Genomic DNA, 15,811 nt, shown 5'->3' with positions numbered 1-15,811 from the left:
TTTTGATAGACGAATTCAATAACAATATGTTACACTTTATGAAAGTTAGAGTTTAATATATCAAATATAAAGGGAAGTGTGTCTATTGAAACAAATTAAAAAGAAACTTCCAATAGGAATAGAAAATTTTGCAAAGCTTCAGGCGGAAGATTTCTACTATGTAGACAAAACGATGCTTATCAAAGAACTTCTGGATAATTGGGCGGAGGTGAATCTGTTTACACGTCCGAGAAGATTTGGTAAAACACTGAATATGAGTATGCTGAAAGCATTCTTTGAATTAAACAGTGATAAGAATTGCTTTAGAGACACAAGAATTTCCAGAGAAGTTTATCTTTGCGAACAATACATGGGAAAGTTCCCTGTGATTTTTATTTCCCTGAAGAGTATCAGCGCGCAAACTTATGAAAAAGCCTGTGATATGGCAATACAGATTGTAAATGGTGAGGCGCGTAGATTCCAGTATTTATTGGACAGTGAACGTTTGACGGAATATGATAAGGATGCGTTCAAATCATTGCTTCTGCCGGATATGAAGGAATCTGTTCTGTGCAGCAGTCTGAGGATTCTGTCAGAACTTCTGGAGAAACATCATGGTCAGAAAGTTATCTTATTGATTGATGAATATGATGTGCCTCTGGCGAAAGCATTTGAATTGGGATATTACAATTCAATGACTCTGCTGATCCGTAACTTGTTTGAAAATGCATTAAAAACAAATGACAGTCTGAAGTTTGCTGTGCTTACAGGCTGCATGCGTATCTCAAAGGAGAGTATTTTTACAGGATTAAATAATCTGAAAGTTTTGTCAGTGGCAGATGTACAGTTTGATGAATATTTTGGATTTACGGACAGTGATGTAAAGAATATATTGGAATATTATGAACTTTCTGAGCATTATGATGAAATAAAAATGTGGTATGACGGATATCGGTTTGGAAATGTAGAGGTTTACTGTCCCTGGGATGTGATAAATTATTGTGATGAATTGCGTATAAACAATATGGCGCAGCCACAGAATTACTGGTCTAATACTAGCAGTAATGAAGCGGTGAAACGCTTTATTCAGGAGACTGATAAGGGAACGGTCAGAAAGGAAATTGAGAAACTGATAGCAGGAGAAACAATTGTAAAGGAGATTCATCAGGAACTGACATATCAGGATATGTATGCTTCGATTGAAAACCTGTGGAGTGTTCTTTTTACTACGGGATATCTCACACAGACCGGAAGAAAAGATGCAAATACGTTCATGCTTACCATTCCTAATATGGAAATACGTAATATTTTTCTGACACAGATTATGGAATATTTTAAGAAAACTGTTTCTGAGAATGGAGAAGCACTTGAAAAATTCTGTAATGCACTAAAAAATGGAAATTCCGAAGTGGTGGAACAAAGTTTGAACAATTATCTGAAAAGGACCATCAGTATTCGGGATACCTTTGTAAAAAAACAGATGAAAGAGAATTTTTATCATGGGATTTTACTTGGAATTCTTGGATTTCAGCAGAACTGGAGTGTGTCATCAAATAAAGAATCGGGTGATGGATACAGTGATATTTTGATAGAAACAGAAGATCAGGAAACTGGAATTATTATAGAAATAAAATATGCCGAAACAGGGAATCTGGAAGCTGTCAGTGAAGACGCATTAAAACAGATAGAAGACAGACGATACGAGGAGCAACTGCTGGAAGAGGGAGTAGAGCATATTTTGAAGTACGGTATTGCATTTTACAAAAAGAAATGCAAAGTAATAGTAGTCAAATAAAGGAATTCCAGAGCATCCTCCTGACAAGAGGTATACTCTGGAATCATGTTTTTGAAGGCTTGATTTATATAAGATTATTCCATCTCGTACAAAGAGGAGAATATTTTTAATGATCTTCCATGGATGTGCCAAGAATTTCCAGAGTATCAATATCCTTTGAGAGATATTCCAGGTATAACTGACCAAGACTACTTAAAGGTATTTGAGCAATAGTCAGGTAACCAATATGAAGCAGTCCGATATCATTTTCCAGAGACTTTGCGATAATATTTCCCATCCCCTTATGAAATGCATCTGCGTTACTGTTAGGAAGATCCGGACCAATACTGAAACAGTCTGTTTTTCGAACAAGAGCAATCTTTGTGCAGCGGTCACTGACATGGACATTTTTATTTAAAAGCTTGTAAAACAGCGGTTCTTCTGAAAAATGGGAAGTTTCCAATTCCTGGTCGTAAGTGACGAAAGGATATTTTTCCAGATCCTTTATAGAAAGGACAGGAAGAGAAGCCAGAGGATGACCAAAACGGAGAAACACATAATTTTTGACACTTTTGATTTCATGAAATTCAATATCATAAGAAGAAAATAAAGTCTGCATACTGCGCATATGAGGTTCGTGGATTGCTACAACTCCCAGTTCACTTTTTCTTCCGGATACGTCATGGATAACAGAATTAGTGTCGCATTCACGGATTGCAATATCATAGGTTGGAGAGTTAATTTCGGTTAAAAAGCTAGTAAAGGCCCGCACTGCAAATGGAAGATGCTGACAGGATACTGAAAAACGCATAGGCAGTGATTTCCTGGCATGGTAGCGCTGCTCAAGATACTGAGACTGTTCTACAATTTCTTTGGCATATTTAATAAAGTCTTCTCCATCGTAGGTAAGGGAAACGCCACGATTTGTCCGTTTAAAAATAGTAATCCCCAGATCAGATTCCAGCTCTTTTACAGCAGCAGAAAGTGTAGACTGAGAAACAAAAAGATTTTTTGCTGCTTTAGAAAATGAATGACTGTTGGAAATTTCCAGCATATATTTCAGATTTTGTAATGTCATAGATAAAAACTTCCTTTCTGTGAATTATGCTATCAGAAAAATTGATTGCTGGCAATAGAAATTATATAAATTAAAGTAAGAAATGTTTCTTGTAATCGATTAATCTGCATGATATAGTAGAACAGACAATTAAAGCAGAATATTTTATGGAATCCGGTCAAATGCCGGAGCGGTGCCGCCACTGTAGGATGGAGCATTCATAAGAATACACTGGAATTTCCGGGAAGTATATGAATGTGAAGAAGTCAAGCCAGGATACTTGGATATTTTGCCGGAACCCCGATTTAACGAGTCATTAAAAAGGGAGTGCAGCAGGTAAGTTTTTTGCGCCCTTTTTTGTGATGAAAAGGGTGTTTTTTATTTTACAGATAAGGAGATAAGGAATGAAAAAAAGATCAAAGTTTCTTGCCATGCTGCTTTCGACAGCAGTAGCTGTTTCCTCACTTACAGGAATCAGCGTATTTGCAGCTGACAAAACAGGAGAAGAGGAAACCAGAACAGTTGTAGACGCCACCGGAGCAGAAGTAGAAGTGCCTGCACATCCGAAGAGAATTGCAGTTCCAGCAATGGTTCTGCCAAATATAGTTTATGCATTACAGGGAAATGCAGAGAATATAGTATCTATTCCACCGGCAGCATATTCAGGATGGGAAATGTCTATTTTAAAAGATCTGGCTCCGGAACTGGAAGATGTAGATACTACAATGGTGAATGATGACTTTTCAGTAAATGTAGAGGCACTTGCAGATGCAGATATAGATTTAGTACTGAACTGGGATTCAGAGACTGACCAGGCAGAGCAGTTAAAGGCATTGGGAATTCCATGTGTGCTTGTATCTTCTGCAAAAGATATGGACGGTCTGAAAAATCTGGTTACTATGCTGGGAGATGCATTAAACTGTGAGGATCGCGCAAAACAGGCAACAGACTGGTATGATGAAACTATGGACTATTTCGACAGCAAGGCAGATGAGGTTGCTGCTTTATCAGAGGATGAAATGCCAAGAGTTCTTCATTTCCAGAGAGTACATGAGATGACCTGTTTTACAGGTGGGATTAATACTTATATTACAACACTTGAAGGTGGACAGAATTTCACACTTCCTGAAGACATTACAGAACCTTCAATGGAATCAATCCTGGAATATGATCCGGAGATTATTTTTATCAGTAATTTCGATGATGTAACTCCGGAAGATTTCTATGAGAACAAACTGGAAGGACAGGATTGGAGTAACGTGAGCGCTGTTAAAAATCATAAGGTTTATAAAGTTCCATGTGGATTATACCGTTGGGCTCCGCCGAATACATTTGAAAAACCACTTTATATGAAATGGACAGCATCCATTGTACAGCCGGAGATTTTCTCTGATTATGATATCAGAACAGAAATCAGCGATTTCTATAAAGATTATTATGGATATGAGCTCAGTGATGAGCAGTTGGACAGCCTTCTGAGACTGGATTTAAATGAATAAACAGAAAAGAGACAATTACATTGAAGGATAACAAAAAACATAAGAAAGCAGAGTATGGAATACTGATTACCGGACTGATTATACTGTTGGCAGCTACATGTGTCATTGCGTTGTGTGCAGGTCAGTACAGTGTTTCTGTTCCGGAAGTGATCAAGATACTTGCATCCCGATTTGTAAATGTGACAAAGACATGGAGCAACACGGCAGAAGGCGTAGTATTTACACTACGCCTTCCGCGTATGATAGGAGCAGTGTTGGTTGGTAGTGCATTATCCTTATCAGGAGCTGCTTATCAGGGAGTGTTTAAGAATCCGCTGGTTGCACCGGATCTCCTGGGTGTTTCTTCTGGTGCATGTGTAGGTGCATCAGTGGCAATTTTGTTACATTTAAATTCATTTGGTGTGCAGGCAATGGCATTTGTGGCGGGGATTTTGGCGGTTGGACTTACTTTATTTATTCCGCGCCTGATAAAGAATACGAATATGACGATGTTGGTATTGTCAGGAATTATTGTCAAAGGAATCATGGATTCTGTAATGGGAATCATTAAATATGTTGCAGATCCGGAGACAGAACTGCAGTCTATTACTTACTGGCAGCTGGGCAGTCTGACGAAGGTATTGCCAAGAGATTTGTTTACTGTAGGGCCGGTGATCATTGCAGCATCTGTAATTATTTTTCTTCTCAGATGGAGGATAAATATTCTTTCTCTGGGAGACAGAGAAGCAAAAACGCTGGGCGTTTCAGTTACAGTTGTTCGAAATTTTATTATAATCTGTGCGACATTACTGACTGCATCTGCAGTATGTATCAGTGGAACGATTGGATGGATCGGACTTGTGATTCCACATTTTGCACGAATGCTCACAGGTCCGGATAATACGAAAGCGATTCCTGCCAGTATTTTAATAGGAGCTATTTTTATGGTAGCAATTGATACTCTGGCAAGAGCTTTGACAAGTGTAGAACTTCCGCTGAGTATCCTGACCGGAATTATTGGTGCACCATTTTATATTATTATACTTGCCAGACAAAGGATGAAATTATCATGATATTAGACGTACAGGATTTATCATTTCGATATAGTAAAAATGCGAAACCTATTTTTCATAATGTAAATCTCCAGATGGAAAAGGGAGAAATTCTCACAATTCTTGGCGCCAATGGTGCAGGAAAATCAACGCTTTTAAATTGTCTGGCAAATATTTTGGAACCTTATTCCGGAAAGATTCTGGTAAATGGAGCCTCTATTCATGATATGAGTCTGAAAAAAGCTGCACAGCTGATTGGTTATGTACCGCAGAACCATGCTCCGGTATATGACTATTCAGTGAGAGATTTTATAGTAATGGGAAGGGCTCCGCATCTGGGAATGCTGGAAAAGCCATCGGAAAATGACTATGCGATCGTGGATGAAGTTATACGGGAACTGGGAATTGAAAAGCTTGCTGATAAAGCATATACACAGATCAGCGGCGGAGAACGACAGCAGGCACTGATCGGACGTGCTATTGCACAGCAGCCGGAGATTATTATGTTTGATGAACCGACCAATCATCTTGATTATGGAAATCAGCTCCGTATGGTCCATAAGATAAAAAATCTTTCTAAGAAAGACTATACGGTTATTATGACAACCCATATGCCAGATCATGCAATGATGATAGGCGGAAAAACAGCTATTCTTGGCAGGGATGGAACATTGAAAGTAGGAAAGACAGAAGAAATTATTACAGAAAAGAAACTTGAGGAACTTTATCAGGTAAAAACCCGAATTGTATATATTCCAGAAGTTGGAAGAAAGGTTTGTGTGGTAGCAGAACAATGAAAACCAGAAGAGTTGCTTTTTATGGTAAAGGTGGGATTGGGAAATCAACGATTGCTTCTAATGTATCTGCATTACTGGCTATGCAGGGGAAAAAGGTTCTGCATATAGGATGTGACCCCAAGGCAGATTCTACCAGACTTTTGTGTAAAGAACGGATAAAAACAGTTCTTGAGGTACTTGAAGAAAAAGATTATCCGGAGAGAGAGGATCTGGTGTACAGATCAGAATCCGGTGTCTGGTGTGTGGAATCCGGTGGTCCGGAAGCTGGAAACGGATGTGCAGGTATGGGAATCATTACTGCCATGAAAGAACTGGAACGTATCGGAGTGCTTGAGGAAGACTGGGATGTAATTATTTATGATGTTCTGGGAGATGTGGTATGTGGCGGATTTTCCGTGCCAATGAGACAGGGATATGTAGATAGAGTTTATATTGTATCTTCTGCGGATTTTATGTCTTTATATGCTGCAAATAATATATTAAAAGGTGTTGTGAGCTATTCAGATGAAAGAAATCTGCTGGGAGGCTTTGTATTTAATCATATTCGCGAGCAGGAAGAAGAATGTATAGCAGAGGAGTTTACAAACCGAGTCAAAGGAAGAATGTCAGCAATTGTCAGAGAAAGTAAAGAACTGAAGCTGGCTGATTTCAGAAAAGAGATTTATACTCAAAATATGTCAGCTCCAGACAGTGAAAATTGGAAAGCGTTTTGCAGACTTTCAGAAGATATTTGCAGGACAGATGAGAGAAGCGTAAGCAGATCACAAAATAAAGCAGAGGAAGTACTTCCCATTCCATTAAATGTAGATGAGATAGAAAAATTTGGTATGGAACTGAGCAGGAAATTGGATAAATTATGAGAGGTTTTGAAATTGAGAGAACATTGGATGAGGATACCTGTTCAATGGAAACGCTACCGGAAAAAATTCTGAAAGTCCCGGGAATCGCACTTGTAGCAGCCGGTACTCCTGCATGTCTGATAGGCCTGTATGATTCAGCGGCAAGAATCAATTCATTGGATCGTTTATTTCTTTGTCAAATATCTTCTGTAGAGTACAGTCTGGGAAAACAGGGAAAGAAAATATGGGAGGCAGTAGAGCTGGCAGCAAATACAGAAGGAATTAGAGGAGTGATTATATATTCTTCCTGTATGGAAGTTCTGACAATGTGGGATTTTCAAAGAGAAAAAAAGAAAATTCAATGTAAAGTACCAGTGGAAATTCTGTACAGAGGACCACTTGTAAAAAGACTGGCTACACCATTAGAAGAATTGAAAATGATTTTTGACAGATGGAATATTGAAATTGATGAGTTAAATGAAAAGAAGTCTCATAGTTTGGAAAGTATGGAATCAGAGGAATCGTTATGTAAAAAAATAAATACAAACAGAAATATGCATGCAGTCAAACCATCTGAAATTCAAGAACCCTATTTTATACAGGAAATCAGGAATCTTGCACATAAAGAATGTGATATCTTACTATTTACCCCGGGCGGCTGCACCAGCTCTCTGAAACGTCTGCCAGTCAATAACCTGAAAAATGTATGGAACACAAGATTTACTGACTATGTTCTAAGTCAGGGAAACATTATTCAGATTTCAAAGGAAATAGAACAAAAATTTCCACAAAAGAGACCGCTTTACCTGTTGGAAGCAGCAATACCAAGATTTACAGGAATTAATTTGGATAAGATTGCAGATAATCTGAGAAAGGCAGGAAAGGAAGTTTATTATATTCCGGAAGACAAATACAGATAAAATAGAAATCTCTTTGACGGGAGTTAAGAAAGCTGACTTGGTTATGAGCAAGTAGCGAAGCGGATTGCGAATATCCGTTTGACTAGAGGGTGTAGAGGATGATGTGCTGTAGAAGCAGCAGAACCATTGAGGGATAGTTGTCCAATGGTTCTGCTTTTTACTGTCTGTATTGATGAAGTTGCTTAATGTAACTGGAACACAACAGTTTCGTAAGGTTTGAGTACAAGTGTTCCAATTCCGTATTCAACTTCATTTTCTCCGTAATTGGAAATGATTACGGGAGTGTTGCACGGTAATTCAATATCTTCAGCGCCATAATGGAATTTCTGCATGGATGCAGAGAAATTATGCACTGCCAGCCATGTCTCGTTCTGCCAGCTTCTGGTGTAGGCGATAACCGGTCCCTCTTTCGGGCAGCAGAGTTTGAAATCTCCATGAGCCATTATTGGGTGTTTCTTACGTAGTGCGATAAGGTTCTGGTAGAATCTGAAAACGGAAGCGTCATCATTCATTTGGCTTTCTGCGTTAATGAGCTTATAGTTCGGATTGACACCAAGCCATGGAGTATGCTCAGAAAATCCGCCGTTTGGACTGTCGTTCCACTGCATAGGAGTTCTTGCATTATCACGGCTGATACTTCTGGATTCTGCCAGTGCTTCTTCAGGAGAAGCTCCCTGTTCGATCATGGTTTTATAATAATTGCGGGTATCAATGTCATTGTAATCATCGATAGATGGGAAGGCAACATTGGTCATTCCCAATTCTTCGCCCTGGAAAACAAAGGGGGTACCGGGAAGTGTGTGCAGATAACATGCCAGCATTTTTGCAGATTCTGACCAGAATTCTCTGTCATTTCCGTAAAGGGAAACCTGACGCGGTTTGTCGTGATTACTTAAAAATCTTGCCCACCATCCGTCTTTTTTCAGGATTTCATAATCTTTCTTAAGATCACGTTTCATTTTTTCTGGTGACCATGTCTGGATTTCAACAATCGGAGGGACAAATGGAATGGCCATGTTAAATTCTTTGCTTGCTGCGCTGGAATAGTTGATGGCATCCTGTTCATTGTTGATATTAACTTCTCCTACACTCATCAGATTGTCGGGAGTCATTGTTTCTGCAACCATTTCACGGATGTAGCGGTGGGTTCCCTCCAGATTTACACACGCTACAGTACCAATGGGTTCATTCATATCTGCACGTCCGTCCAGTCCTTTGTCAAGATAACTGATGGCATCAATGCGATATCCGTCAACACCTTTCTCATTCCAGAAACGGATAATATCAAAAATTTTCTCTTTAGTTTCCGGATTATCCCAGTTCAGATCCGGCTGTTCTTTGGCAAAGAAATGGAGATAGTATTGTCCACGTTCAGGAACATATTCCCAGGCACTTCCGCCAAATACAGACATCCAGCAGTTGGGTGCGCCTCCGTCCGGTGCAGGATCACGCCAGATATAGTAATCACTGTAAGGATTATTGCGGGATTTCTTTGATTCCCGGAACCATTTATGTTTATCTGAAGAATGGTTCAGAACCAGATCCATGATAATGGCGATACCTCGTTCATGCGCACCGTCGCGGAAAGCATCCCAGTCTTCCATAGTTCCGAATTCTTCCATGATCGCGAAGTAATCAGAAATATCGTAACCGTTATCCACATTCGGAGAAGCATAGACAGGAGACATCCATACTGCATTGATGCCAAGCTCCTTCAGATAATCCAGCTTCTCAATCATTCCCTTCAGATCACCGATTCCATCATTGTTGCCATCTTTAAAACTTCTTGGGTAAATCTGGTAGATCACCAGATCTTTATACCAGTCTTTTTTGTGCTTCATATGTACATCCTTTCGTCTTTTTGCATAAATAAAATCTAAAATTATTATATTGTATTGTGCAAAAAAACGCAATGAAGAAAATGAGATTATTTTTGATAATAGTAACACACGTGTTACTGTTCACATTCCACTATCCCGCGAGGTGTTTTGGCATGAATATGCCAAAATCCCGAGACATACAAGCCAAAATTCCATTGCCGCAGGCAATCTGGAATGAATTTTGGATACGTTACTGTGAACGGAGTGAACAGTAACATAACGAAGTAAACAGTAATACACACTCTGGACATATCAGATTGTACAGAAAAAAGAATTGTGATAGAATAGGCGCGTAAAATATGTTACTGTACATAAGACAATGAAAGACGGAGAACAGAATGAACGCAAATTTTGAATATTATAAAGTTTTTTATTACGTATCAAAATATGAGAATCTGACAAAGGCAGCATCAGTATTAAAGACTAGCCAGCCGGCTGTGACCAGGACGATACATAATCTGGAAAATATATTAGGGTGCAGACTGTTTACCAGAAGCAAAAGTGGCATGAAACTGACTCCTGAGGGAAAGATTTTCTATCAGTATGTAGCAGCAGGCTGTGCTCAGTTTTTCAAGGCCGAGGATAATCTTAATAATCTGATCAGCCTTGAGAACGGGACCATTTATATCAGTGCAACAGAGACAGCATTGCACTGTTATTTGTTCGAGGCAGTCAGAGACTTTAATATTCAATACCCGAATGTGCATTTTAAAATTCTTAATAACAGCACTACAGATTCTGTAAATGCCTTAAAAGAGGGTAAAGTAGATCTTGCAGTTGTATCTGCTTCTTTACAGTTAGCAGAGCCACTGAAAATGAAAGTAGTGCGAAAGTATAGGGAAATTCTGATCGGAGGCAGTCGTTTTGCGGAGCTGAAGGGGAGGAAGACTTCGTTGGAGGAACTTTCAGCCTATCCATGGATCAGCCTGACTTCCGAGGCAATCAGCAGGAGATTTTTGAATGAGTATTTTTCAAAAAATGGACTGCAGTTTTCACCGGATGTAGAGCTGGCGACTACAGATATGATTCTCCCGGCAGTACGGTATAATATGGGAATCGGATTCCTGCCAGGAGAATTTGCCGGAGATGATCTGGAATCCGGAAAGGTTTTTGAGATAGATGTAAATGAAACACTTCCGGAGAGAAGCATTATTCTGATCCATGATACAGAATATCCTCAAAGTATTGCATCTAAAGCATTCCAGAAGTTTTTGGCAGAACGGAAAGAACAGAACCGCTGAAATAGAAAAGTCATCAGGAAATCCACATGATGTGAATCCTGATGACTTATTATATTTATAAGGAATTTATCATCTGTTAGACGGATTTATTTATGCCACTCCCAGTTTCGAATCTCTTCCAGATCCTGGCCATATTCAGCAATATACTGTTTGTGCTCAACAAGCTTGTCATTCATCTTCTGGATTAAGAAGGAACCTTTGTTTCCAAGCTGTGGAAGATGCATGATGGCATCCTTTACAAGATTGAAACGGTCAATCTGGTTCTGTACACGCATATCGAATGGTGTAGTAATAGTACCTTCTTCCTGATATCCGTGAACAGAGATATTGTGGTTGTGACGCTCATAAGTAAGCTCATGGATCAGTGTTGGATATCCATGGAATGCAAAGATGACAGGTTTATCTTTTGTGAAGATTGCATCATATTCTGCGTCACTTAAGCCGTGTGGATGTTTGTGGTCAGATTCCAGTTTGAACAGGTCGACAACGTTAACAACACGGATCTTAAGTTCCGGCATTTCATCACGAAGGATAGTAACTGCAGCCATAATCTCAAGTGTAGGTGTATCACCGCAGCAGGCCATAACAACGTCTGGTTCTTCACCACAGTCATTGCTTGCCCACTCCCAGATACCGATACCCTGTGTGCAGTGCTTAACAGCCTGCTCCATGGTCAGCCACTGGCAGCTTGGATGTTTGGAAGCTACAATTGCATTGACATAATTCTTACTCTTGATGCAGTGATCGAAGCAGGAGAGTAAGCAGTTAGCGTCCGGTGGTAAGTACATACGAACTACGTCTGCTTTTTTATTGGCAATGTGATCCAGGAATCCAGGATCCTGATGAGTAAATCCGTTGTGGTCCTGCTGCCATACGTTGGATGTCAGGATGAAGTTCAGGGATGCGATGGGCTGTCTCCAGGAAAGCTGATTGCAAACTTTCAGCCATTTTGCATGCTGGGCTGCCATGGAGTCAACGATACGGATGAAAGCTTCATAGCTTGCGAAGAAGCCATGACGACCTGTTAACAGGTAACCTTCCAGCCATCCTTCACACATATGCTCACTGAGCATACTGTCCATAATACGTCCGTCTCTTGCGAGGCAGTCATCAGTATCAAGCATTTCTGCGTTCCAGTCACGTTTCTGATATTCAAATACTTTGTACAGACGGTTGGACATGCTTTCATCTGGTCCAAAGATACGGAAGTTCTTGTTTTCTTCATTCAGTTTGAAGATGTCGCGGATGTATCCGCCAAGTTCGATCATATCCTGAGCTTTTGTTTTGCCAGGCTGTACTTCAATACCGTAATCGCGGAAGTCCGGAAGACGAAGATCTTTCAGAAGAAGTCCGCCATTTGCATGTGGGTTGGCACCGAGACGTGCATTTCCCTTAGGAGCCAGTTCAGCCAGTTCCGGGATCAGGCGTCCGTTTTTATCAAACAGTTCCTGAGGACGATAGCTTTCCAGCCACTCCTTCAGAAGTTCAAGATGTTCCGGTTTTTCCATAGTGATCGGAACCTGATGAGCACGGAAAGAACCTTCAATCTGAAGTCCGTCAACAACCTTAGGACCTGTCCATCCCTTAGGAGTACGAAGGATGATCATTGGCCATACCGGACGTTCCGGATTATTGTTCTCACGGGCGTTCTTCTGGATTGCTTTGATTTCTTCAATCACTGTGTCCATTGTTTCGGCCATCTTCTTGTGCATTGTCATTGGGTCGTCACCTTCAACGAAATATGGTTTCCAGCCACAGCCCTTGAAGAAGCATTCAAGTTCTTCATGAGAAAGACGGGAGAAGATAGTCGGGTTGCTGATCTTATATCCATTTAAGTGAAGAATAGGAAGTACAGCACCGTCTGTAATCGGGTTCAGGAATTTGTTGGACTGCCAGGATGTCGCCAGAGGACCAGTCTCAGCTTCACCATCACCTACAACAGTAGTTGCAATCAGATCCGGGTTGTCAAATACAGCTCCGAAAGCATGAGCGATGGAGTAACCAAGCTCGCCACCTTCATTAATGGAACCAGGTGTTTCCGGTGCGCAGTGGCTTGGGACTCCGCATGGGAAGGAGAACTGTTTGAACATTTTCTTCATACCTTCCTCATCCTGGCTGATGTTAGGATAAACTTCGCTGTAAGAACCTTCCAGATAGGTGTTGGCAATCATGAAGTTTCCGCCATGTCCAGGACCGGAAAGCAGGATCATATCAAGGTCATAACGTTTGATGACACGGTTGCAGTGTGCATAAACGAAGTTCTGTCCCGGTACAGTTCCCCAGTGACCAACAATTTTTTTCTTGATCTGATCCATAGTTAATGGCTCTCTCAGAAGCGGATTGTCGAGAAGATAGAGCTGTCCGGCAGACAGATAGTTAGCTGCACGCCAGTAAGCATCGATTTTGTCAAGCATTTCCTGGTTTAAAGGCTGCTTTTCCAGACATAATTTGTTGTCTTCCATTTTCTTACCTCTTTCTTTGTCTTTGATGTGTATAGCTTAAGATGTCGAAGATATCTGTATAAGAAATTTTCTGATGGTAGTTAATGATAAACGTTTCTTAACAGATAAGTTGGAGTGTTACTTTGTTATTTTTTAACCGAACACATCCTATCATATCAGAAATGAAACGTAAAATAGAAATATTGCATTGTAATTATAAGTTTTTGATATGGATAAAAAATAAGCTCCTTCTGATGAAATGCGGAGCAGTTATTCGGTATAGAGCTGCGTAGCGAAGCAGATTGTGAATATCCGCTTGACGACAATTCTCTGAGTGGAAATGATTGGTGTTTAATATGGAAGATGACGAAAAGAACTAAGCAATGATTAGTAATTTTCACGAAAAAATGGATAACATGAAAGTTGTATTGCAATTTGCACAAAAAATATATATAATAAAAAAAACAATTGCGCATAAGGTATAGAAAAACTGCTTATATGTACACTAGTACAGCGTTTCGTAAATAACTATACCAATCACGTAGGATGCGGATTCGAGTGTGCTGGTATAAAAACGCAGGCGTAGCGGGCTACGCTGAGGCTTTTAGACCTGTGCAATCGGATTCGCAGACAAGTGAGTGGTATAGTTATTTCGAAAACGATGTACTAGATAAAGTATAGGCGGTAAAAGTGAAGAATGGCGAAGGAGACAAGAATCATGGGAAAAAGAGCAGCAGGAATATTAATGCCGATCAGCAGTCTTCCATCAGACTATGGCATCGGATGTTTTTCCAAAAGTGCATATGAATTTGTAGACTGGTTAAAGGAAGCCGGACAGACTTACTGGCAGATTCTGCCATTGGGACCGACCAGCTATGGAGATTCTCCATATCAGTCTTTCTCTACATTTGCAGGTAATCCATATTTTATTGATCTGGATACACTTGTGGAAGAAGGAGTTCTTGATAAGAAAGACTGCGAGAAAGTTAACTGGGGAAAGAAGCCTGATGAGGTAGATTATGAAAAAATCTACAAAGGCCGTTATCCTCTTCTGAGAAAAGCATACGAGAACAGTGATATCAGCAAGAATCCTGACTATCAGAAATTCGTAGCAGAGAACAGCTGGTGGCTGTCAGATTATGCTCTGTTTATGGCAGTAAAAGACCGTTTCGAAGGTGTAGAATGGACCAAATGGGCTGAGGATATCAGACTCCGCTGGAACAATGCCATGGATTATTATCGTGAAGAACTCTATTTTGATATTGAATTCCAGCAGTATATGCAGTTTAAGTTCTATGAGCAGTGGATGAAACTGAAATCCTATGCAAATTCAAAAGGAATCCAGATCATTGGAGATATTCCGATTTATGTTGCAATGGACAGTGCTGATGCATGGGCGCATCCGGAGCTGTTCCAGCTGGATCAGGATAATGTACCACTGGCAGTAGCAGGATGCCCTCCGGATGGATTTTCTGCAACCGGTCAGTTATGGGGAAATCCGTTATATCGCTGGGATTATCACAGAAATACAGGATATCAGTGGTGGATTTCCAGAATGAGTTACTGCTTCAGACTGTATGATGTTGTAAGAATCGATCATTTCCGCGGATTTGATGAATATTTCTCTATTCCATACGGAGATAAAGATGCAAGAGGCGGACACTGGGAAAAGGGTCCCGGAATTGATCTGTTCCGTAAGATTGAACAGGCGCTTGGATGGAAGCAGGTTATCGCAGAGGACTTAGGATATATGACAGATTCTGTACGTCATCTGGTATATGAGAGCGGCTTCCCGGGAATGAAGGTTCTGGAATTTGCGTTTGATTCCAGAGATTCCGGATGTGCCAGTGATTATCTGCCACATAATTATCCGGAGAACTGCGTGGCATATACAGGAACCCATGATAATGAAACTATCGTGGGATGGTGGAAGAGCATCACAGCAGCTGAGAGAAAACTGGCGAGAGATTATCTGTGTGATCATGCAACACCGGAAGAAGAACTGTATAAATGTTTCATCAGTCTGATCATGCGCAGTGCTGCGCGTGTCTGCGTTATCCCAATGCAGGACTATATGGGACTGGACAACAGATTCCGAATGAATAAACCATCTACAGTTGGTACGAACTGGAAGTGGAGAATCAAGAAGAGAGATCTTACAAAGAAACTCCAGAAGGAAATATATGATGTGACACTTCGTTACGGACGTAAGAACTGGGATTAAATACATAATGAAATAATTGGAATAATGACAGCGTTTCGGATATAAATAATATTCGGAACGCTGTTTTTTTAACCGAATCAAGCAGTTATTTGGTTAAAAAAGCAACGAAGTGGTTGATTTTATCTGTTT

At 40.3% G+C, this 15,811-nt stretch carries 11 protein-coding genes and 1 riboswitch; of the genes, 8 read left to right on the top strand and 3 right to left on the bottom strand.

What is annotated here, in order from left to right; translation table 11 throughout:
- Positions 1-85 precede the first annotated feature (85 nt).
- The gene (locus I4V44_RS09560) at positions 86-1,774 is read left to right on the top strand and encodes an AAA family ATPase (RefSeq protein WP_118341557.1); all 1,689 of its coding nucleotides are present in this window, start codon (positions 86-88) and stop codon (positions 1,772-1,774) included.
- A 106-nt stretch (positions 1,775-1,880) separates the two neighbouring features.
- Here I4V44_RS09560 and I4V44_RS09555 read toward each other — a convergent pair whose 3' ends face one another.
- Positions 1,881-2,831, bottom strand: a complete 951-nt coding sequence (locus I4V44_RS09555) for a LysR family transcriptional regulator (protein WP_118341558.1) — start codon at positions 2,829-2,831, stop codon at positions 1,881-1,883.
- A 148-nt stretch (positions 2,832-2,979) separates the two neighbouring features.
- Positions 2,980-3,090: riboswitch (cobalamin riboswitch) on the top strand.
- 124 nt (positions 3,091-3,214) lie between these two features.
- Between I4V44_RS09555 and I4V44_RS09550 the strand changes: the two genes are divergently transcribed.
- From I4V44_RS09550 to I4V44_RS09530, 5 genes are read left to right on the top strand one after another with little or no spacing between them, the layout of a single operon-like run.
- Positions 3,215-4,309, top strand: coding sequence for an ABC transporter substrate-binding protein (locus I4V44_RS09550; protein ID WP_118341559.1), 1,095 nt, complete (start codon positions 3,215-3,217; stop codon positions 4,307-4,309).
- A gap of 20 nt (positions 4,310-4,329) precedes the next feature.
- On the top strand, positions 4,330-5,361 hold the full coding sequence (locus I4V44_RS09545) for a FecCD family ABC transporter permease (RefSeq protein ID WP_118341560.1): 1,032 nt from the start codon (positions 4,330-4,332) through the stop codon (positions 5,359-5,361).
- The gene (locus I4V44_RS09540) at positions 5,358-6,137 is read left to right on the top strand and encodes an ABC transporter ATP-binding protein (RefSeq protein ID WP_062808015.1); all 780 of its coding nucleotides are present in this window, start codon (positions 5,358-5,360) and stop codon (positions 6,135-6,137) included. The genes I4V44_RS09545 and I4V44_RS09540 overlap by 4 nt, the downstream gene beginning before the upstream one ends.
- The gene (locus I4V44_RS09535) at positions 6,134-6,997 is read left to right on the top strand and encodes a nitrogenase iron protein NifH (protein WP_196002657.1); all 864 of its coding nucleotides are present in this window, start codon (positions 6,134-6,136) and stop codon (positions 6,995-6,997) included. Before I4V44_RS09540 ends, I4V44_RS09535 begins: the two co-directional genes overlap by 4 nt.
- Complete coding sequence (locus I4V44_RS09530; protein ID WP_196002656.1) at positions 6,994-7,896, top strand: hypothetical protein; 903 nt, start codon at positions 6,994-6,996, stop codon at positions 7,894-7,896. Before I4V44_RS09535 ends, I4V44_RS09530 begins: the two co-directional genes overlap by 4 nt.
- Before the next feature lie 182 nt (positions 7,897-8,078).
- Here I4V44_RS09530 and I4V44_RS09525 read toward each other — a convergent pair whose 3' ends face one another.
- Positions 8,079-9,737 (bottom strand): glycoside hydrolase family 13 protein, encoded by a 1,659-nt coding sequence (locus I4V44_RS09525; RefSeq protein ID WP_196002655.1) that lies wholly within the window; start codon positions 9,735-9,737, stop codon positions 8,079-8,081.
- A 377-nt stretch (positions 9,738-10,114) separates the two neighbouring features.
- Here I4V44_RS09525 and I4V44_RS09520 point away from each other — a divergent pair, with 377 nt between their 5' ends.
- Entirely contained in the window at positions 10,115-11,017 is a 903-nt protein-coding gene (locus I4V44_RS09520; protein ID WP_008706826.1) for a LysR family transcriptional regulator, read from the top strand.
- An 86-nt stretch (positions 11,018-11,103) separates the two neighbouring features.
- Here I4V44_RS09520 and I4V44_RS09515 read toward each other — a convergent pair whose 3' ends face one another.
- Entirely contained in the window at positions 11,104-13,479 is a 2,376-nt protein-coding gene (locus tag I4V44_RS09515) for a phosphoketolase family protein (RefSeq protein ID WP_008706824.1), read from the bottom strand.
- 697 nt (positions 13,480-14,176) lie between these two features.
- On the opposite strand from I4V44_RS09515, the gene malQ reads away from it, so the two are divergent.
- Positions 14,177-15,682 (top strand): 4-alpha-glucanotransferase, encoded by a 1,506-nt coding sequence (malQ, locus tag I4V44_RS09510; RefSeq protein WP_020993574.1) that lies wholly within the window; start codon positions 14,177-14,179, stop codon positions 15,680-15,682.
- Positions 15,683-15,811 lie beyond the last annotated feature (129 nt).

The organism is Blautia sp. 1001283B150304_161114_C9 (assembly GCF_015668165.1).
GTDB lineage: Bacteria > Bacillota > Clostridia > Lachnospirales > Lachnospiraceae > Blautia_A > Blautia_A wexlerae.
The sequence above is the reverse complement of the archived record's forward strand: the minus strand, read 5'-3'. Positions and strand labels throughout refer to the sequence as shown.

What these genes read in the sequence shown, in the direction of transcription:
- I4V44_RS09515 (WP_008706824.1), bottom strand. Translation starts at nt 13,479, where the DNA reads ATGGAAGACAACAAATTATGTCTGGAAAAGCAGCCTTTAAACCAGGAA.
- I4V44_RS09555 (WP_118341558.1), bottom strand. Translation starts at nt 2,831, where the DNA reads ATGACATTACAAAATCTGAAATATATGCTGGAAATTTCCAACAGTCAT.
- I4V44_RS09520 (WP_008706826.1), top strand. Translation starts at nt 10,115, where the DNA reads ATGAACGCAAATTTTGAATATTATAAAGTTTTTTATTACGTATCAAAA.
- I4V44_RS09550 (WP_118341559.1), top strand. Translation starts at nt 3,215, where the DNA reads ATGAAAAAAAGATCAAAGTTTCTTGCCATGCTGCTTTCGACAGCAGTA.
- I4V44_RS09530 (WP_196002656.1), top strand. Translation starts at nt 6,994, where the DNA reads ATGAGAGGTTTTGAAATTGAGAGAACATTGGATGAGGATACCTGTTCA.
- I4V44_RS09525 (WP_196002655.1), bottom strand. Translation starts at nt 9,737, where the DNA reads ATGAAGCACAAAAAAGACTGGTATAAAGATCTGGTGATCTACCAGATT.
- I4V44_RS09535 (WP_196002657.1), top strand. Translation starts at nt 6,134, where the DNA reads ATGAAAACCAGAAGAGTTGCTTTTTATGGTAAAGGTGGGATTGGGAAA.
- I4V44_RS09540 (WP_062808015.1), top strand. Translation starts at nt 5,358, where the DNA reads ATGATATTAGACGTACAGGATTTATCATTTCGATATAGTAAAAATGCG.
- malQ (WP_020993574.1), top strand. Translation starts at nt 14,177, where the DNA reads ATGGGAAAAAGAGCAGCAGGAATATTAATGCCGATCAGCAGTCTTCCA.